General features: G+C 72.8%; 14 protein-coding genes. 8 read left to right on the top strand and 6 right to left on the bottom strand.

What is annotated here, in order from left to right; genetic code table 11:
• Window positions 1-6 precede the first annotated feature (6 nt).
• The 5 genes from AB0D32_RS24690 to AB0D32_RS24670 are packed head-to-tail and all read left to right on the top strand — an operon-like array spanning window position 7 to window position 7,674.
• A complete protein-coding gene (locus tag AB0D32_RS24690; protein ID WP_357094707.1) occupies window positions 7-3,378 on the top strand; it encodes an ATP-binding protein in 3,372 nt (1,123 codons plus the stop codon).
• A gap of 1 nt (window position 3,379) precedes the next feature.
• A complete protein-coding gene (locus AB0D32_RS24685; RefSeq protein ID WP_357094704.1) occupies window positions 3,380-5,341 on the top strand; it encodes an MFS transporter in 1,962 nt (653 codons plus the stop codon).
• Window positions 5,338-5,895, top strand: coding sequence for a hypothetical protein (locus tag AB0D32_RS24680; RefSeq protein WP_357094701.1), 558 nt, complete (start codon window positions 5,338-5,340; stop codon window positions 5,893-5,895). The genes AB0D32_RS24685 and AB0D32_RS24680 overlap by 4 nt, the downstream gene beginning before the upstream one ends.
• Window positions 5,892-7,058: a M23 family metallopeptidase gene (locus AB0D32_RS24675; RefSeq protein ID WP_357094698.1), complete on the top strand. Its 1,167-nt coding sequence runs from the start codon at window positions 5,892-5,894 to the stop codon at window positions 7,056-7,058. The genes AB0D32_RS24680 and AB0D32_RS24675 overlap by 4 nt, the downstream gene beginning before the upstream one ends.
• Window positions 7,059-7,071: 13 nt before the next feature.
• Window positions 7,072-7,674, top strand: a complete 603-nt coding sequence (locus AB0D32_RS24670) for a hypothetical protein (protein WP_357094695.1) — start codon at window positions 7,072-7,074, stop codon at window positions 7,672-7,674.
• Window positions 7,675-7,678: 4 nt separating this feature from the next.
• Here the strand turns inward: AB0D32_RS24670 and AB0D32_RS24665 are convergent, their stop codons facing one another.
• A complete protein-coding gene (locus AB0D32_RS24665) occupies window positions 7,679-8,248 on the bottom strand; it encodes a hypothetical protein (RefSeq protein ID WP_357094803.1) in 570 nt (189 codons plus the stop codon).
• Window positions 8,249-8,443: 195 nt separating this feature from the next.
• Here AB0D32_RS24665 and AB0D32_RS24660 point away from each other — a divergent pair, with 195 nt between their 5' ends.
• Window positions 8,444-10,993 carry an FtsK/SpoIIIE domain-containing protein gene (locus tag AB0D32_RS24660; protein ID WP_357094692.1) on the top strand — a complete coding sequence of 850 codons (2,550 nt, stop codon included), beginning with the start codon at window positions 8,444-8,446 and terminating at the stop codon, window positions 10,991-10,993.
• Window positions 10,990-11,754: a hypothetical protein gene (locus AB0D32_RS24655; protein ID WP_357094689.1), complete on the top strand. Its 765-nt coding sequence runs from the start codon at window positions 10,990-10,992 to the stop codon at window positions 11,752-11,754. The genes AB0D32_RS24660 and AB0D32_RS24655 overlap by 4 nt, the downstream gene beginning before the upstream one ends.
• A 134-nt stretch (window positions 11,755-11,888) precedes the next feature.
• Here AB0D32_RS24655 and folE read toward each other — a convergent pair whose 3' ends face one another.
• The 4 genes from folE to AB0D32_RS24635 all read right to left on the bottom strand — a co-directional run bounded on the left by folE (window position 11,889) and on the right by AB0D32_RS24635 (window position 15,954).
• Entirely contained in the window at window positions 11,889-12,554 is a 666-nt protein-coding gene (gene folE / locus AB0D32_RS24650; protein ID WP_357094800.1) for a GTP cyclohydrolase I FolE, read from the bottom strand.
• Window positions 12,555-12,592: 38 nt separating this feature from the next.
• Complete coding sequence (gene ftsH / locus AB0D32_RS24645; RefSeq protein WP_357094686.1) at window positions 12,593-14,617, bottom strand: ATP-dependent zinc metalloprotease FtsH; 2,025 nt, start codon at window positions 14,615-14,617, stop codon at window positions 12,593-12,595.
• 522 nt (window positions 14,618-15,139) lie between these two features.
• Window positions 15,140-15,715, bottom strand: coding sequence for a hypoxanthine phosphoribosyltransferase (gene hpt / locus AB0D32_RS24640; RefSeq protein WP_091626472.1), 576 nt, complete (start codon window positions 15,713-15,715; stop codon window positions 15,140-15,142).
• A 101-nt stretch (window positions 15,716-15,816) separates the two neighbouring features.
• Window positions 15,817-15,954, bottom strand: coding sequence for a hypothetical protein (locus AB0D32_RS24635; protein ID WP_357094681.1), 138 nt, complete (start codon window positions 15,952-15,954; stop codon window positions 15,817-15,819).
• Window positions 15,955-16,104: 150 nt separating this feature from the next.
• Here AB0D32_RS24635 and AB0D32_RS24630 point away from each other — a divergent pair, with 150 nt between their 5' ends.
• Entirely contained in the window at window positions 16,105-17,064 is a 960-nt protein-coding gene (locus AB0D32_RS24630) for a helix-turn-helix domain-containing protein (RefSeq protein ID WP_357094678.1), read from the top strand.
• Window positions 17,065-17,070: 6 nt separating this feature from the next.
• Here the strand turns inward: AB0D32_RS24630 and AB0D32_RS24625 are convergent, their stop codons facing one another.
• Window positions 17,071-18,714, bottom strand: coding sequence for a gamma-glutamyltransferase family protein (locus AB0D32_RS24625; RefSeq protein ID WP_357094675.1), 1,644 nt, complete (start codon window positions 18,712-18,714; stop codon window positions 17,071-17,073).
• Window positions 18,715-18,745: the final 31 nt, after the last annotated feature.

Genomic DNA, 18,745 nt, shown 5'->3' with positions numbered 1-18,745 from the left:
GGTCGCATGAATCGCAGTTCCACGCCGGGTCCCCCGGCAGGGCGTCCGATCGCCGCACACGGTAACCGTGCGCGCTCGTTCGACTACCCGAACGACCCCGAGGTGGACGAGATCGCCCCCGATCCGGCCCTGGTGACGACGCCCGGGCACGGCGGCGTGGGCGTCTTCCAGGCACCCCGTCCGGCGCCACGCCGGAAGCCGCCGGCCGAGCCGCAACCCGCCGGCGACAGCGCCGACATCGATTCGCCCTTCCTCGACCTGTTCGGCGGAACGCGCTCCCGCGCGACCCGGCCGACGGCTCCCCCGCAGCGGGCCACCGGGCGGGAGCAGCCCGCGATCCCGCAGCAACCGGCCGCCGCACCGGCACCGGCGGCGCTCCCGCCGGCTCCCGCACCCCCGCCGCCGCCCGCGCGGACGGGCCACCAGGCACACGCGGCCCACCAGGCCGACGCGATCGACCGGGTGCCCTCCGGGGAGACGACCGATCGCCTCCCCGCCGCGTACGAGTCCGCCCGACCGGCCAGGTCCCGCGTGCCGCACCAGCCCGGAGACCGGCTGCCCACGCTCCGCCCACCGGCGGAGGACCCGGCGGCCGCCGCGCCGCCCACCGCGGTGGCACCGCCGTCGTCCCATCCGGCGCCCCCGCATCCGGCACCGCTCGACCCGCCACCGCCGGACCCGGCGCCCGAGCAGGCACCCCACCGCACCGGGGAGCGTCCGCCGCAGCGGGCCGGCCAGGAGGTGGCGCCGCCACGGCAACGCTCCGCCGGCCGGCGCGACCTACCCATCAAGCCGGTCCGGGTCAAGGCACCGAAGATCAAGTTCGGTGACCGGGACCCAGCGGTCGAGCTGGCGATCACCGAGATCGCCGGCCACCTCACCTTCACCCCCAACACCGTCACCGCGTGGTACTGGCTGCCCGAGGTGCGCTGGGCGTTCCGCCCGGACGCGGAACGGGAAGCCCTGCTCTCGGCGATCTCCGAGCAGTACGCCGGCCTGGCCGGCTTCCGGCTGCACCTGCGGCGCACCACCCGCCCCTTCCCGGCCGACGAGTGGGCCCGCACCATCGACGCGCACACCGCCGCGCCGCTGCCCGACGTCCCCGGCACCACCGGCTGGGGTGACCACCTGGTGGCCGCGCAGCGGCACCTGCTCTCGGTCAACCACGCCGAGGGGCAGACCTACCTCGGCGTCACCTTCGCCCGGCGGTCCCTCGGCGACTCGTTCACCGAGCGGGTGCTGCGCACGTTCGGCCGGGGCGTGGCCGAAGGCGAACGCCGCAAGCTCGGCCGCACCGTCGAGCAGTTCGACGAGGTGCTGGGCGCGTTCGGCATGCGCGGGCGGCGGGTCACCGCACAGGAACTCGAGTGGCTCCTCTACCGCTCGGTGGCGCTCTGCATGGCGCCGCCCGGCGAACTCTCCCCGCTCACCGACGGGCGGTGGGAACGCGGCGACCTGCTCGCCCTCACCGAGCAGGTCGAGCGCTACCGCAGCCCGTACGGCTCCACCGTCAAGCTGGTCAACCGGATGACCGGCGAGGAACGCCACGTCGCCGTGCTGGCGGTCGGCCGGATGGAGCCGCTGGAGATCCCCGAGCGGCACGAGCCCTGGCTGCACTTCCACGAGCGGCTGCCCTGGCCCATGGAGCTGTCCACCCGGGTCGACATCCTCGGCTCCGGCGACTCCTTCCGAAACCTCGAACACCGGCTGCGGATGATCCGCTCCCAGCAGCTCGACTACGCGGAACACGGCATCGACGCCCCGCCCGAGCTGGAGCGGCTGGCCAAGCGTGCCCTGGTGATCGGCGACGAGATGACCACCGGGCTGCCGGTCGACTCCGCCCGCGCGCACGGCTGGCACCGGATCGCCGTCGGCGGCCGCAACCGCGAGGAGTGCCTGGAGCGGGCCCGCCGGCTGATCCAGCTCTACTCCCGCGAGCTGCGGATCTCGCTGCAACACCCGAAGAACCAGGACTGGCTCGCCCGCGAGTTCATCCCCGGCGAGCCGATCGCCAACACCGGCTACGTCCGGCGGATGCCGGTCAACCTGCTCGCCGCCGCACTCCCGCAGGCCGCATCCACCGTCGGCGACCGGCGCGGCGACCTCATCGGGCGCACCGCCGGCACCTGCCGCCGGCCGGTCTTCCTCGACCTGCACTTCCCGATGGAAGTACGCGAACGCTCCGGGCTCGCCGTCTTCGTGGCCGAACCGGGCGGCGGCAAGTCCACCCTGCTCGGCGCGCTCGGCTACCTCGCGGCCCGACGCGGCGTCCAGGTGACATTGCTCGACCCGTCCGGCCCGCTCGCCCGGCTCTGCGCCATGCCGGAGCTGCGGCCGTACTCGCGGGTGCTGAACCTGACCGGCTCCGAGCACGGCACCCTCGCCCCGTACTCGCTCATTCCGACGCCGCTGCGCAGCGAGTTCGGCACCGGAGCGGCGGGTGACCGGGAGTTCGAGATCGCGGTCTCCAACGCCCGCGCCGAGCGGCGGATGCTGGTGCAGGACATCTGCATGATGCTGGTGCCCCCGCAGGTCGCCCGCGAGGCGTCCACCGCCACCCTCTTCCGGCACGCCGTACGCCAGGTGCCGGCGGAGGAGACCTCCACCCTGGACGACGTGGTCGCCTGCCTCAGCCAACTCGACGACGACACCGGCAAGGAACTGGCGAATCTGCTGCTCGACACCGCCGAGATGCCGCTGGCCATGCTCTTCTTCGGCCGGCCGCCGGAGGGGCTGCTCGGTGCGGACGCCGCACTCACCGTGATCACCATGGCCGGGCTGCGCCTGCCCGACCTGAAGATCGAACGCGAGTACTGGTCCGCCGAGGAGGCGCTGGCCCTGCCGATGCTGCACACCGCGCACCGGCTCGCGGTACGCCGCTGCTACGGCGGCTCGATGTCGTCCCGGAAGCTGGTCGGCCTGGACGAGGCGCACTTCATGGAGGGATGGCGCTCCGGGCGGTCGTTCCTGGTCCGGCTCGCACGCGACTCCCGCAAGTGGAACCTCGCCGCGCTGGTGGCCTCGCAGAACCCGCGCGACATCCTCGGCCTCGACGTCCAGAACCTGGTCTCGACCGTCTTCGTCGGCCGGATCGCCGAGGACGAGGAGATCGCCTCCGAAGCGCTGCGCCTGCTGCGGGTGCCGGTCAACGACGGCTACGAGGCCACCCTCGCCTCCCTCTCCACCGCGGACGCCACCAGCGCGACCCGGCTCGGCTTCCGGGAATTCGTCATGCGCGACGTCGACGGCCGGGTGCAGAAGGTCAGGGTCGACGTCTCGTACGTCGACGGTCTGCTGGATCACCTCGACACCACACCCGCCGCGATCGCCGCGGCGGCCGGGGTGCTGCCGGCCATCCTGCCGAACATGGAGGCATGACATGGCGCGGGCCCGGGCACGGTTGGCGGCGTTCCTGCTCGCGCTCGGCGTACTCGCCGGTGCCACGATCGGCTGGCCGGCCGTCGGCGCTGCAGCGGCCGGCCCGGCACCGCTGACGGCCCAGGCCAACGCCAACCTCTGCACCACACCCGAGTGGCAGGCCGACTTCCGCGCCTGCGTCGCAAAGCTCAAGGAAGTCGCCGAAGACGACGTCAAGTGCCGGAACGCCCCGACGCCCGGTGCTCCCGACTCCGGGCTCGCCGGCTGGTTTGCATCGCGACCGGACTCGGCCAAACTGCCGGGCCCGAAGGGTTTCTACAGCGACTACGGCTACGCCGGATACAGCTACTCCACCTACGATGTCGACAGCGGTTGTGCGACCGCGGTGCTGCACCCCGACTACAAGTTCACCAACACCGTCGCCAACGGCGAGTTCATGATCGCCACTGCGATCGTGGGCGCCTCGAACGCGCTGCGGGAGCGCGCCTGGGATCCGCGGTCGATGTGGGGCTGGGCTGACCCGCTGGTGGACCAGGCGACCAAGGCCGTCTACCAGAAGGTGTTCAGCGTCTTCGGCATCGTCACGCTCTGCGTGGTCGGGCTGTACCTGCTCTGGCGCTCCCGCCAGTCGGACATGAGCAACACGATGACCACGGCGGGCTGGGCGCTGTTGGTGATGGTGGCGGTGACCGCCCTGGCCGCCTGGCCGATCAAGTCGGCCAACATCGCCGACGGCACCCTCATCGCCACCCTGGGAGTGGTGCACGACGCTGTCGGCCCGGCCACTAAGGACACCCCGCCAAGCCAGTGCGACGACCCGAACCCAGAGGCGTGCAAAGACAACCGTCCGCCCGCTGTCCGGGCCAGTGACACGGCGACAGAGGCCATGCTCTACCGCAACTGGCTGCGTGGTGTGCTCGGCTCCGCGGACACCGAGACCGCGAAGAAGTATGGACCAGCCCTCTACGACGCCAAGTCGCTCTCCTGGGAGGAGGCGGCGAAGCTCCGCTCGAATCCGGCCACGCGCGAAGCCACCATCAAGGCCAAGCAGCAGCAGTGGGCGCGGGTCGCGCAGCAGATCGAGACTGAGGACCCGGAGGCGTACGAGTACCTTCAGGGCGTCCGGGACATGGACCGGGTGGGCTCCGGGTTCATCGCGGTGCTGGCCGCCGTGCTCTTCGCCATGTTCGACCTGACCGCCTCGCTGCTGGTGCTACTGGGCTTTCTGATCTTCCGCTGGGCGGTTATCGCCGCGCCGATCCTCGGCACGGTGGGCCTGATGCGTCCCGCCAGCGCCGGGCTGCGGCGGTTGGCGAACGCGGTGGTGGCGGCCGTATTCAACATCGCCATCTTCGGCACCGGCGCCGCCATCTATCTCTTCGCGGTCGACCTCATCATGAGCACGCCGACCCTGCCCGGTTGGCTCCAGGTGGTGCTGGTCTGGCTCTGCGGTGTGGTCGGCTGGCTGCTGCTGCGTCCCTACCGGCGGATCACCCAGCTCGGTGGTAAGGACAGCAGCGAGGCGGTCGGCTCGGCCGGCTCGTGGCACCGGCGCTTCTTCCGGGACATACGCACCGCCGCGAGGCTGGACGTGGCGGAGCCCGGCGGCACGGCCGAGCCCGCGATGGGCCGGCGCCGTGCCGTCGTGGCGGAACAGACGACCCTGCGGCCGGAGGCCCGCCGGGAAGATCCGGCACACGCCGCCGCCCGCAGCGGAGGTGAGGAGCGGCTGCGGCCCGACGGCCGCGAGCAGGCCACCGAGAAGGTCACTGAGGAGGCGGCACCGACCGAGGACCGGGGTGCCTCCCGCCCGGTCGCGCCCCGGCCCCGGCGGCGGCAGCCCGCCACCTGGACGGAGCCGGACGTGCCGGACGAGAGCCCCTCTTTCGCCATCTACCGTCCTGGATCAGCAGAACGGGAGCCTGCCCGACCCAGTCAACGGATCCGCTCCGAGGCGCGGTGAGTACGGTGCGGCGTGCAGTCGAATTCCTGTTCACCCGGGTGCTTCGGTCCCGACTCGGCATCGCGATCGGCATCGCCGTCCTCGTGTTCGGGATCATCGGGGCGGCCCGGTTGGTAGCCGGGCCGGGCGATCCCACATCCGGGCTCAGCAACCGACCGAGCCGACCGATCACCACAGTCGCTCCGACCGCCGGTGACGACGGAGCGTTCTCGACGGGCGCTCCCCCCTCCCCGGTGACCCGACCCGGCGACCTCACGCCGGAAGAGACCGCCGAGCGCTTCGTCGCCGCCTGGCTCGGCAAGCCGGGCATCACAGCGGAGAGGTGGCAGGCGGGCCTACGTCCCCTGTCGACCCCGGCGCTGACCGACAAGCTGGCTGGCGCCGACCCGTCAGGGGTACCGGCCGGGCAGGTGGGCGGCGACATCGCGCTCCGGCCGCGGGCCGAGAACTTCGTCGAGGTGCTGGTCCCATTCGACACGGGACGGCTCCGCCTCGAACTGGTAGCGCCCGACGGGCGGTGGCTGGTGGACGCGGTGGACTGGGAGCAGGAATGAGCGATGAGACCCGACCCCGCCGGCGGTTCCGGATCGGCGCCCTGGCCGCCGGGTTGACGGTGACGCTCGCACTCCTTTGCTGCACCGGCGGCGCTGGTGCCTTCTTCCTCACAGAACTGGGCGGCGACACCGCTGATCCGATGACACGGGCAAGCATGGAGTGCATCGAGAACCAGCGGATCGACATCCGGGGAAAGATGCCCCGGATGTCCCAGTACGGGGAAATCGAGCTCCGCAACGCCGCCCGGATCATCAAGGTCGGGCAGGAGATGAAGGTACCGCCCCGCGGCTGGGTGGTCGCCATTGCGACCGCCATGCAGGAGTCCCGGCTGCGCAACCTGGCGAACCGGACCGTGGGCGAGTCCAAGAACCTGCCCAATGAGGGCGTCGGCGCCGACCACGACTCCGTCGGCCTCTTCCAACAGCGGGCGAGCTGGGGCAGCGTGGCGCAGCGGATGACGCCCGAGTACGCCGCCCGGAAGTTCTACGAAAAGCTGATCAAGGTGCCTGGCTGGGAACGGATGCCGCTGACCCGGGCCGCGCAGGCGGTCCAGATCAGCGCCTTCCCGGACGCGTACGCCAAGCACGAGGAACTCGCCGCACGGATAGTCAACGCGTTGGCCGGCGGGGCGGCACGAATCGTGCTGATCGACGGGAAACAGGCGTGCGATCGCGCCGCCAGCGGGCAGGTTGCCCCCTCCGGCTGGACGCCTCCCATTCCGGGCGACGTCGGTTCGGGCTTCCGTACGGCGGAGCGACCTGCGCACAACGGGGTCGACATCGGTGCCCCGAAGGGGACTCCGATCCGGATGGCCGCCACCGGTCGCGTCCTGGTCTCCCGCTGCGATCCCGACAATCGGGGCCGGCTCAGCTGCGACGTGGACGGCTGGCCGAACAAGGGCGGCTGCGGCTGGTTCGTCGACGTCCTGCACGCCGGCGGGTTCGTCACCCGCTACTGCCATATGGTGAGCAAGCCTCGGGTCGAGGTCGGTCAACTCGTCGAGGCGGGGACAGTCATCGGCGAGGTGGGCAGCAGCGGCAACTCCTCGGGCCCGCACCTGCACTTCGAAGTACACGAGGACGGGGACAGGAGCAGCCGAGGCGCCATCGACCCGGTGCCGTTCATGCGGTCGCGCGGCGCGCCGCTCAAGGGCGTGGGATGAGACGCTCGCCGTCATGAACGAGCCACTTCCTGACCCGTTCGCCGACCAGCCGGACTGGGCGCCCCGGCCGCCCCGACCGATCGAGATCGTGCCGGCCACCGGCCGCGTCGAACTGCGGGGGCAACGCGTGCTGGTCGGCCTGCCCGGACTGGGGTGGCGCGGAGACCTTCGCGCCGACGATCGGGTGGTGCAGGGCAGCCGGACCTACGTCCCGGTCATCCCCGAGCACGAGTGGTACCGGGCGGAGGCCGACCAGGTGGAGGTCTTCGCTCCGCTGGTCCCGGTCGAGCGGGTCTGGGTGGAGACGGTGGCGCCCCGGAGGCCGGACGCGTCGGCGGATCGTGCAGCGGGCGTCCGTCTGGTCTCCCTGGACGCACCCGCGCACCGCGCCCCGACTCCGGTCTTCGAGGCGGACGCCGTCACGGGTCGCCGAGTGGTGCACATCGTGGACTCCGTCGAGCACCGGGACCTGCGAGCCGTCACCGAGAGCTACTCCGGCGCGGAGGGCGACATCTGCGTGCGAGTGACGCCGGAGATGGACTGGTACCGCTGGGCCTGGAGGGGGCAGTCACCAACCACACTGGAGGTCCCGGTGCACCTGCTCTGGATCGAGTGACAGCTCAGCCTGCCTTACGACCGCTGCAGACTCGCCACCCTTCGTCCTTCTCAACCACGTCGAACACCCATTCCTCACGTCGGCTGCTGCGAGGCTGGCCATTGGCCGATCCGGAGATGGTGAGTGTCGTGGCAACTGATTCGCCCTCACTCGTCTCGATGCGAGTGAGCGGCCCCCAACTGACTCTGACCACGACGCCAAAGTTGGCCTCGCGCTGCTCGATCTCGCTCCGCAAGCCGGAGACTGCAGCCCGATTGCCGTTCTGTTCGCAGGTGAAGAGGTTGGCGCGGGTGTCGTTGCGGTCCACAAGGAAGGCGCGGAGGTAGTTGTCCACCACCACGTCGGGCGCGCTCCGGTCCGGTGCGGCGGCCCGGTTGTAGAGCACGTATCCGGCGGCCACCCCGCCGAGGCAGAGCGCCACGACGACGCTCGCTACCACGGTGAGCACGGTGCGTAACCGCCGCCGTGTCCGTGGCCGCTCCGGGGCCGGGGCCGGCGAAGGCGGCGCCAGGTGGTCGGAGGGGGGCCGTTGCGCCGGTACGCGGGAGACCTGGGAACCGGCGGGGGGCTGCACTGATTCCACCCTCTGAGGCTAGCGGCTGGAGGCGATTGACCCAATGCCCCAGATCCAGCGGATCGTGACGGACCAGCCTCGATCGGTGAGTTCCACGACATCACCGGCGCAGTGCCGACGCGCATCCCGGACGAGTCGGCCCGCCTGGGTTACGGTCTCTGCGCGGGGAGGGGTTGCCAACCTCGGGCAGAGGGGGTGGACGCGGTGGCCGGTCCGAAGGCACGCACAGGCCGCGCCGCCGCACTGCACCGGGGAGTCGCCGCCACCGCGACCGCTGCCGCCGGCGTCCTCGACGACACCCGGCCCGCCCCCGCCGACCAGCGCCGCCAGTACGAACTGGCCGACCGCCTCCGGTCCGCGGCGGCGGTGCTGGCCCCCGGCTGGGCGGGTGCTCCCCTGGAGACGATGGCACCGACCTCACCGGCCGGTGAGGGCCCGCCTCCCTTCGTCCGGGTCGGGACGGCGGCACCTCTGGACGACGCCCGGTTCCCCGCGCTGGTGCCGTTGCTCGGCACGGGTCACCTCTCGGTGGATGTCGACGCCCGGGATCCCCGGGTCGCGGGGCTGCTCCGAGGCGTACTGCTGCGGTTGCTGGCGGCGACCCCGGCCGGGGCGCTGCTGGTCCGCGCGGTGGACGCGACCGGCACGGCCCTCGCGCCGTTCGCGCCACTCGCGGACGCGGGCCTGCTGCCGCCTCCGGCGGTGGACGTGGCGGGTCTGCGGGCGGTGCTCACCGAGGCCGAGCAGTGGGTGGCTCCGGGGGCGAGCGGGCGGCGCCGGCATGACCGGACGCTGCTGCTGGTGATCGCCGCGCTGCCCGAGTCGACCGGTTCCACCGACCTGGCCCGGATCGAGGCCCTGGCCGAGCCGGGCCGCTCCGCGGGACTGCACCTCGTCGTGGCGGGCTGGCCCCCGGCGGGCGGCCGGGAGCCGCTACCGCAGGCGACTCCGCTGGCGGTCCGCACCGCGTACTCGCTGCTGGGTGACCCGCCAGGCGGGTCGTTCGCCGGTCCGGGCGCCGACCCTCCGGGCGGGCTCAACTCGCCGGTGTTCATCGAGGCGGACCCGCCGACCGAACTCGTCGATGCGGTCTGTCGCCGGCTGGCAGCGCAGGTGGAGGCGGGTTCACGGCTGGCGCTGACCGATCTGCTGCCGTCGGCCGAGGATGAGCTGTGGACGGCCGGCGGAGTGGGCGGGCTGACCACGACCGTCGGGGATGCCGGTGGCCGCCCGGTGTCCCTCGGTTTCACGGAGTTGACGCCGCACTGGCTGGTCAGCGGCCGCTCGGGCGCGGGCCGGTCCACCTTCCTCACCACCGCGCTGCTCGGCCTGACCGCCCGGTACGGCCCCGACGAGCTGGCCCTCTACCTGGCGGATCTCGCCGACGCCGAGTCCTTCGTGGAGTTCCTCCAGACCGAGCGGGACCGGTCGTGGATCCCGCAGGTCCGGGCCGCCGCGATGGCCGCCGACCGAGAGTACGTGCTGAGCCTGCTCGACGAACTGTTGGCGGAGGTGCGGCGGCGCGAGGAGGCGGGTAGCCGGGCCGGCGGGCAGCGCTTCGCCGAGCTGCGGCAGCACCGGCCCATGCCCCGGGTCGTCTGCGTGCTCGACAACCTTCCGCTGCTCTTCGCCGAGCGGGACCGGCTGTCCGTCGACGCCGCCGCCCGGCTGGACGCGCTGGCCCGCACGGGACGCGCGTACGGGGTGCACCTGGTGCTGGCCGGCGAGGGTGATCTGGGGTTGGGCTCGCGTACCGACCGGGACTCGATGCTGGGGCAGTTCCCGGTGCGGGTGGCGCTGCCCGGCGGGGGTGCCATCCTGGAGCCGACAAACGACTCGGCCGCCGGGCTGCCGGTGGGCAGCGCCGTGGTGAACACCGCCGGTGGGCTGGGCGGGCCCCGGGGCGCGATCCGGGGGCACGAGCGGATGGTCCGGTTCCCGGATCCGCAGGATCATCCCGACACCGTGGAGGCCCTGCGGCACCGGCTCTGGTCGGCCCGCCCGGAGGGGGCCAACCCGCCGGTGGTCTTCGCCGGTTACGCCCGCCCGCTGCTGCGCAACGATCCCCGGTACCGGGCCGCGCTGGCCGGGCGGGCGCCCGGTCCCGCCGCCCTGCTTGGCCGAGCGGTGGACGTGCCCCGGAGCACCGTCGCGGTGTCGCTCGGGCCGGCCCCGGGGCGCAACCTGGCCGTGCTCGGCCCCGGACCGGAAGCGGCCCGGCTGCTGGCCACGGCAGCACGCAGCACGGCGGCGCACCACGAGCCGGGGACCGCCCGCTTCGTGCTCGCCGCGCCGGACGAGGAGTGCCGGGCGCTGGCCGGGGCGTTGGCAACCGAGCTGGCCGGGCGGCACCCGGTGGACACAGTGGATCTTGCCGGCCTGCTCGACGTCGTGGACGACGCCGTGCCGACCTACCTGGTGGTCTTCGGACTGGACGTGCCGACGCCGGAGCAGTTGCCCCCGGAGCGGCTGCGCGCGCTGCTGCGGGAGGGGCCGCCCGCCGGCCGGCACCTGCTGGGCCGCTGGCGGACGGTGCCGTCGTTCGCGGCGTTGCTGGAACCGGAGGGCGAGGTGGACAAGCTCGCCGCCGTGGCCGTGGTGGACCTGCCGGGCGCGCAGCTCGCGTCGGTCTTCGGCCGGCAGGTGCAGTGGCGGCCCCGCCCAGGCCGGGCGGTGCTCTGGGACGGCCCCGGCGAGCAGGGCACCGTGCTGGTCCCGTTCGCCGAGGAGGGGAAGCCTGCATGACCCGCGGCGGAACTCAGCACAGGAGGGGGCAGGCCGCGCCGGGGCGGCAGCGTTCCGGCGCCGATCCCGTCTCGGACCGCACCGACACCGCGGGGGCGGCGGACACCGTCGGGGGCGGCGACGCGGTGCCTGCCGGGTGGACCGAGTACCTCGCCGCCGCCCGCCAGCTCGACGGGGTGCGCCGCGACGCGGCCACCGCCGCCGGCGAGCAGGCCCGGTCGGTGCAGGCCGCCCGCGAGGAGTTGACCACCGTACGCACCCGGCTGGCGTCGCAGGAGGCCCGGCTGCGCGAGCGGGGCGTACCGCCGATCTCGCTGGTCCCCACGCCCCCGGAGCTGTCCGAGGCGGCCCGGTCGATGGCAGGCGGGCCGGCGGCGGTGCTGGCCGCGCTGCGCGCCGCCCGGGGCCGGGCGGATGCCGTGGACGCGGCGCTCTCCGCGCGTGGGCTGCCCCGGCTGGCCGGCTGGCCGCCGCGCCTGCGGAACCTGCTGGTGTACGGGCCGCTGGCGCTGCTCGTGCCGGTGATCCAGGTGGCGCTCTTCGTGGCGACCGGCACCGGGGCGACGAGCGTGGTCGCGCTGGTCTGCGGGCTGCCGATGCCGGCGGTGGCGTTCGTGGCGGGCTGGATCTGCGTCGGGCGGCTCTTTCCCCCGCCCGGCGATGGCCAGGTGGATCGCACGGCCCGACTCGGCGCGCTGGTGTGCCTGGTCCCGGCGGTGCTGGTCAGCGCGGGTCTGCTGCTCGCCATGCTGGCCAGCTGAGCCGACTACCCGCCGCACTGACCGACTGGGCCGCCCGCCGTGCTGGCCCTGGCCGGGTGTCTTGCCCGCCTCGCCGTGCGGATACGGCGCGGCCGGCCGACCCTGGTGAGGGGCGGCCGGCCGGGCTGTCGCGGTCAGCGGGGAATGATCAGCGCCATCGCCTCGGCGCGCGACTTGGCGTCGCGCTGGAGGGTGCCCCGCACGGCCGAGGTGATGGTCTTGGCGCCCGACTTCTGGATGCCGCGCATCGCCATGCACATGTGCTCGCATTCGAGCACCACCACCACGCCGCGCGGCGCGAGCCGCTCCATCAGCAGGTCGGCGATCTGCGAGGTGAGTCGCTCCTGCACCTGCGGCCGGCGGGCGAAGACCTCGACCAGCCGGGCCAGCTTGGACAGGCCGGTGATCCGGCCGTCCGGGCCTGGGATGTAGCCGATGTGGGCGCTGCCCCGGAACGGCAGCAGGTGGTGCTCGCACAGGCTCATCACGTCGATGTCCCGGACGAGCACCAGTTCCTCGTGGTTGGCCTCGAAGGTGGTGCTGAGCACCTGGGCCGGATCGACCCGGAGGCCGGCGAAGAGTTCGGCGTACGCGCGGGCCACCCGGGCCGGGGTCTGCTGGAGCCCGTCGCGGTCCGGGTCCTCCCCGACGGCGATGAGGATCTCGCGGACCGCCTTCTCGATCCGCCCTAGGTCCATGGCCTCCTCGACAGGCCGGCCGGTGAGCTTGCCACTGATCAGGCGCGCGGCGACGTAGTCGAGGGTGTCGTCGCCGTCCGGCTCGGTCGCGGAGACGGCCAGTCCCCGGTGCTCCCGGGAACTGGCCGTCGGGTCGGTGCTCAGTGCGTGCCGTCCGAGTTGTTGGAGTTGTTCGAGGTGCTGCCACCCACCGTCGCCTGGGCGCCGTCGGCCTCGGCCTGCACCTTGAGCGCGTCCTTCTCCGCCGGCGTGAGCACGGGCGGCTCGGTGGAGGGCTGACGCTTGCCGAAGCCGTTGTACGGCGCCATCGGCGGGCGCTTGGCCACCCGGGCGCAGATCCGGGCCATGTCGGCGGTGGAGAGGGTCTCCTTCTCCATCAGCTCCAGCACGATGTTGTCCAAGACGTCCCGGTATTCCACCAGGATCTCCCAGGCCTCGTCGTGGGCCAGCTCGATCAGCGCCCGCATCTCGCCGTCGATCTCGGCGGCGACGGTGTCGGAGTAGTCCCGCTCGTGGCCCATGTTGCGACCGAGGAACGGCTCGTCGCCGCTGGTGCCGTACTTGATCGCGCCGAGCTTGGAGCTCATGCCGTACTGCGTGATCATCGCGCGGGCCAGCTGGGTGGCCTTCTCGATGTCGTTGCCGGCACCGGTGGTCGGCTCGTGGAAGACCAACTCCTCGGCGGCCCGGCCGCCCAGCGCGTACGCCAGGGTGTCGACCATCTCGGCGCGGGTCTGGGTGTACTTGTCCTCGGTGGGGAGGACCAGGGTGTGGCCCAGCGACCGGCCGCGGGACAGGATCGTCACCTTGTGCACCGGCGCGGCGTGCGGCAGCGCCCAGGCGACCAGCGCGTGCCCACCCTCGTGGTACGCGGTGATCTTCTTCTCCTGGTCGCTCATCACCCGGGTACGCCGCTGCGGACCGGCGATCACCCGGTCGATCGACTCCTCCAGGGAGTCGTTGCTGATCGCCCGCTGGTCCTTGCGGGCCGTGAGCAGCGCGGACTCGTTGATCACGTTGGCCAGGTCGGCGCCGCTGAAGCCCGGGGTGCGCCGGGCCACCGCGTCGAGGTCGACGTCGGGGGTGAACGGCTTGCCCTTGGCGTGCACCCGCAGGATCGCCTTGCGGCCCTCCATGTCGGGGGCGTCCACCGGAATCTGCCGGTCGAAGCGGCCCGGGCGCAGCAGCGCCGGGTCGAGGATGTCCGGCCGGTTGGTGGCGGCGATCAGGATGACCCCGCCCTTCGTGTCGAAGCCGTCCATCTCGACGAGGAGCTGGTTGAGCGTCTGCTCACGCTCGTCGTGACCGCCGCCCATGCCGGCGCCGCGGTGGCGACCGACGGCGTCGATCTCGTCGACGAAGACGATCGCCGGGGCGTTCGCCTTGGCCTGCTCGAAGAGGTCGCGGACCCGGCTGGCGCCGACACCGACGAACATCTCCACGAAGTCCGAGCCGGAGATCGAGTAGAACGGCACCCCGGCCTCGCCGGCGACGGCGCGGGCCAGCAGCGTCTTGCCGGTGCCGGGCGGGCCGAAGAGCAGGACGCCCTTCGGGATCTTGGCGCCCAGCGCCTGGTACTTCGCCGGGTTCTGCAGGAAGTCCTTGATCTCGTGCAGTTCCTCGACGGCCTCCTCGGCGCCGGCCACGTCCGCGAAGGTGGTCTTCGGCGTGTCCTTGGTGATCATCTTCGCCTTGGACTTGCCGAAGTTGAGCACCCGGGAGCCGCCGCCCTGCATCTGCGACATGAAGAAGAGCAGCAGGAGCACCAGCAGGGCGATCGGGAGCAGGTTGACCAGCAGGCTCACCCAGATGCTGTCGGACGACACCTTGGCGTCGGCCGGGCCGGTGACCCGGTTGTTCGCCTTGGCCTCGAGGACCTCGTTCCAGACCTCGCCGCCGACCTCGTAGGGGAACTGCGCCTCGATCCGGTCGGTGTTGGTGTCACCGAACTTGGCCTTGTCCTTCAGGTCGAGCTGGAGCGTCTGCTCCTTGTCCTGGAAGACGACCTTGTCGATGCCGCCCTTGTTGAGCTGGTCGAGCGCAACGGACGTGTCCACCCGGTGGTAGCTGGGACCAGCGGTGAACAGTTGACTGAGCACAACGGCGCCGAGGATGACCAGGATGATCCAGACCACCGGTCGGCGGAAGAAACGCGTACGTTCCATGCTGTTGTCGAGCGCCGAGGCGCCCGCATCCTCCTGATCGACGTCCTGACCGTCTGATGGTGTCGCCGCCTGCGGCGGCGGCCGGAGCCGCCGTGCGGGCCGACTCGACCCCGAGGCACGAAACTGCCGCGCCGCGGTCATTCGACGGTACACCGTGCACGCGAGGAGTGAGCTTGCGAGCCCCGCAGTCGCACACAAAGGAAACAGCTGTGCGCGCACCGAGCGAGCCTGCCAGCCCCACGATCGCGCACGATCCGAACATCTTCGCGCGCGGAGCGAGCCTGCGAGCCCAACAATTACGCGTAGGGCGAACCGGGTCCAGCCGGCGTGACGGGAACTCCCCGCCCGGCCCCCCGTCCGCCCGGTCCCGCGGCTGGAGTGGTCGGGCGCGGAGAGTGCCTCCACGCCACCGGCCTATACCGTAGACCGATTCGCTGGGAGCCCGCTGAACGTCCGCTCGACGGCCGCCGATGCGAGGGGGGCTCGGACCCGGCCCGGGGCTCGGCCCGGGGTGAGGAGGGCTCAGGCCCGGGCGTACACCTCGGGCTTGAGGACGCCGACGTAGGGCACCTCGCGGTAGCGCTCGCCGAAGTCGAGGCCGTAGCCGACGACGAACTCGGTGGGGATGTCGAAGCCGACGTACTTCACCGGCACCGGCACCTTGACCGCGTCGGGCTTGCGGAACAGCGCGACCACCTCGACGCTCGCGGCCGAGCGGGACTCCAGGTAGCGCAGCAGCCAGGACAGGGTCAGGCCGGAGTCGACGATGTCCTCGACCACGACCACGTGCCGGCCGGCGATGTCCCGGTCCAGGTCCTTGAGGATGCGGACCACCCCGGAGGAGGTGGTGCCCTGGCCGTACGAGGAGACCGCCATGAACTCGAGCTCGGCGGGCGGACCGCTGCGACCCAGCGCCCGGGCGAAGTCGGCCATGAACATCACCGCGCCCTTGAGGACGCAGACCAACAGAAGCCCGTCATCGACGTCGGCGTAGTCCGCCGAGACCTGCTTGGCGAGTTCCGCGGTCTTCTCGCGGATCTGCGCCTCGGAGATGATCACGTGGTCGATGTCGGCGTCGTACCAGGAGCCGTCAGCCATGGCTCCTAGCCTGCCGTACGCCGGATGGCCTCCGTCGGCGGGGCCGCCCCTTCCGGGCACGGCCCCTGTCCGGATGAACTCCACGAAGCCGGCCAAACACCTCAGCAGATGCGTGACCGCCAGCGGTGACCGTCATCGGACGGCTTCCAGTCGGCCGAGTCCCGGCTGTCGGCGGTGATGCCGGCGGCCGACGCCACGGCGAGGACGACGACGAAGAGCAGGAAGAGCAGGATCTCCATGGCGGCGCTCGCTTTCACATGGTTGCTGTCGGTTTCGCCGCCGGCGCGCACCGGACTGGAACCAGTCTCCGTCGACCGGAACCGCCCGGACAGTGGCAGGAATGCCACGCATCCTCGATTTCCTGCCACCCACGCGGTTACCCTCGTCACATGCTCAGATCGGTCGCCGTCCTCGCCCTGGACCGGGTCGCCACGTTCGAGCTCGGCGTCCTCGCCGAGGTCTTCGGGACCGACCGCACCCCCGACGGGTTCCCCGGCTACCGCTTCCACGTGTGCAGCCCCGACGGGGCCCCGGTCCGCACCTCGTCGGGCTTCCACCTGACCCCGCACACGGATCTCGGCCCCATCGACGAGGCCGACCTGGTCGCCGTCCCGGCCCACCAGCAGGGCACCGTCGTCCCTGCCTCCGTCCTCGACGCGTTGCGCCGGGCCGCCGATCGCGGGGCGTACGTGTTCAGCGTCTGCTCGGGCGCGTTCGTGCTGGGCCAGGCCGGCCTGCTCGACGGCCGGGAGTGCACCACCCACTGGCGGTACGTCGACGAGCTGCAACGCCGCCACCCGACCGCCAGGGTCCGCTGCAACTCGCTGTACGTGCAGGACGACCGGCTGGTCACCAGCGCCGGCACGGCGGCCGGCATCGACGCCTGCCTGCACCTGGTCCGCCAGGAACACGGCTCGGCGACGGCCACCCGGCTGGCCCGCCGGATGGTGGTGCCCCCACATCGCGACGGCGGGCAGGCGCAGTACATCGAGGTGCCCATCCCGAAGACCCCCGAGGCGCCGACCCTGGAGCCGGTGCTGGAGTGGCTGATGGGGCACCTCGACCGCCCGGTCACCGTCGACGAGCTGGCCACCCGGGCGGAGATGTCGCCACGCACGTTCGCCCGGCGGTTCCGCGCCGAGACCGGCACCACGCCGCACGACTGGCTGACCAACCAGCGGGTGCTGCTGGCCCGACGGCTGCTGGAGGAGACCGGGCTCAGCGTCGAGGCCGTCGCCGACCGGGCTGGCTTCGGCGACTCGGCGGCGCTGCGGCACCACTTCGCCCGCCGGGTCGGCGCCACCCCGCACACCTACCGGGCCACCTTCCGGGACCGGCTGGAGGCCTGACCCCCGTCACCAGCCGAGCATCCCGCCGCCCACCCGGGGTTCCGAGCCGACCACGTAACCGCCGTCCGGCAGTCTCCAGATCGCCTGCCCGTGCCCGAAGACCGTCGGCTCCTCGGCGACGGCGATCTCGTGGCCCCGGGCCCGCAGCTCGTCGACCGCGGCCCGTCCCTCGGCGGTGGCGACCAGTTCCGGCTCGACCAGCATCGAGCGGCCGGCGTGCCAGTACCAGCGCGGCGCGTCCAGGGCCGCCTGCGGGTCGAGCCCGCCGTCCAGGGTCGCCGAGATCAACTGCACGTGCCCCTGCGGCTGCATGTGCCCGCCCATCACCCCGAACGGACCCACGGGCCGCCCGTCCCGGGTCAGGAAGCCGGGGATGATGGTGTGGTACGGCCGCTTCCCCGGACCCACCACGTTGGGATGCGCGGGGTCGAGGCGGAACCCGAGCCCCCTGTTCTGCAGGGCGAAGCCGTGCCCGGGCAGCACCACGCGCGAGCCGAAAGCCAGGTAGGTCGACTGGATCAGGCTGACCATCATGCCGCCGGCGTCGGCGGTGCAGAGATAGACCGTGCCGCCGCGCTCCGGGTCGCCGGCGGTCGGCTCCCCCGCCCGCTCGGTGATCAGCGCGCGCCGGGCCGCCGCGTACTCCGGCGAGAGCAGCGCCTTTGTCGGCACCGACACCCGATCCGGGTCGGCGACGTGGGCGTGCGCGTCGGCGAAGCCGAGCTTCGTCGCCTCGATCTGCCGGTGCAGCCGTTCGGCAAGCGGCAGCCCCGCCAGTTCCGCCCCGTCCAGGATGTGCAGCGCCAGCAGCGCCGCCAGGCCCTGCCCGTTGGGCGGCAGCTCCCAGACCTCGTGGCCCCGGTAGCGGGCGGACACCGGGGTCACCCAGGTCGAGCGGTGTCGGGCCAGGTCGTCGCCGGTGAGGAGGCCGCCGGTGCGGGCCGCGTGCGTGGCCAGCGCCTCCGCGATCCCGCCCCGGTAGAAGTCCTCCGCCCCGGTGTCGGCGATCAGCCGCAGGGTGCGCGCCGCGTCCGGGTTGCGCCACCGCTCCCCCGCCCGGGGCGCCCGGCCGCCGGGCGCGAACACCCGGTCGAACTCCGCGAACTCCGCGCCAGACGAGCCGGCGTGCGCGGCAAGCGCACGGGACCAGATCATCGCCACGCCCGGAGAGACTGGGTAGCCGTGCCCGGCGTACCCGATCGCGTCGGCGAAGAGCTCGGCGAAGGGCAGCGAGCCGAACCGGTCGTGCAGGTCACGCCAGCCGGCCGGCGCGCCGGGCACGGTCACCGGGAGCCAGCCCCGGGCGGGCATCGCCGGCCCCGTCCGCTGCGCGCCGCCCAGTGCGTCGACCGGATCCGCGCCAAGCTCCCCGGTCGCGGCGAGCACCGCCTCGCGGGTCAGGGCCGCAGGGGACCGGCCGGAGGCGTTGAGGCCGTGCAGCCGCTCGCCGTCCCAGACGATCGCGAACAGGTCGCCGCCGATGTCGTTGGACGGGGGTTGCACCACGGTCAGGGTGATCGCGGCGGCCAGCGCCGCGTCGACGGCGTTGCCGCCGCGTCGCAGCACGGCCAGGCCGGCCGCCGCGGCCAGCGGCTGGCTCGTCGCGACCGCGCCGTGCGGCGCGTAGAGCGGCAGTCGGGGGTACGCCATGCGCCATGTCTACCGCCTACCGGCGGATCCC

Origin of the sequence: Micromonospora sp. NPDC048170, from assembly GCF_040652795.1 — a bacterium.
Classification (GTDB): domain Bacteria; phylum Actinomycetota; class Actinomycetes; order Mycobacteriales; family Micromonosporaceae; genus Micromonospora.
This window is presented reverse-complemented; position numbering and strand designations above follow the sequence as displayed.

Bases quoted from the DNA above. Each gene is read 5' to 3' on its own strand.
- AB0D32_RS24675 (WP_357094698.1), top strand. From the start codon at position 5,892: ATGAGCGATGAGACCCGACCCCGCCGGCGGTTCCGGATCGGCGCCCTG.
- AB0D32_RS24670 (WP_357094695.1), top strand. From the start codon at position 7,072: ATGAACGAGCCACTTCCTGACCCGTTCGCCGACCAGCCGGACTGGGCG.
- hpt (WP_091626472.1), bottom strand. From the start codon at position 15,715: ATGGCTGACGGCTCCTGGTACGACGCCGACATCGACCACGTGATCATC.
- AB0D32_RS24630 (WP_357094678.1), top strand. From the start codon at position 16,105: ATGCTCAGATCGGTCGCCGTCCTCGCCCTGGACCGGGTCGCCACGTTC.
- AB0D32_RS24635 (WP_357094681.1), bottom strand. From the start codon at position 15,954: ATGGAGATCCTGCTCTTCCTGCTCTTCGTCGTCGTCCTCGCCGTGGCG.
- AB0D32_RS24690 (WP_357094707.1), top strand. From the start codon at position 7: ATGAATCGCAGTTCCACGCCGGGTCCCCCGGCAGGGCGTCCGATCGCC.
- AB0D32_RS24625 (WP_357094675.1), bottom strand. From the start codon at position 18,714: ATGGCGTACCCCCGACTGCCGCTCTACGCGCCGCACGGCGCGGTCGCG.
- AB0D32_RS24685 (WP_357094704.1), top strand. From the start codon at position 3,380: ATGGCGCGGGCCCGGGCACGGTTGGCGGCGTTCCTGCTCGCGCTCGGC.
- AB0D32_RS24655 (WP_357094689.1), top strand. From the start codon at position 10,990: ATGACCCGCGGCGGAACTCAGCACAGGAGGGGGCAGGCCGCGCCGGGG.
- ftsH (WP_357094686.1), bottom strand. From the start codon at position 14,617: ATGGAACGTACGCGTTTCTTCCGCCGACCGGTGGTCTGGATCATCCTG.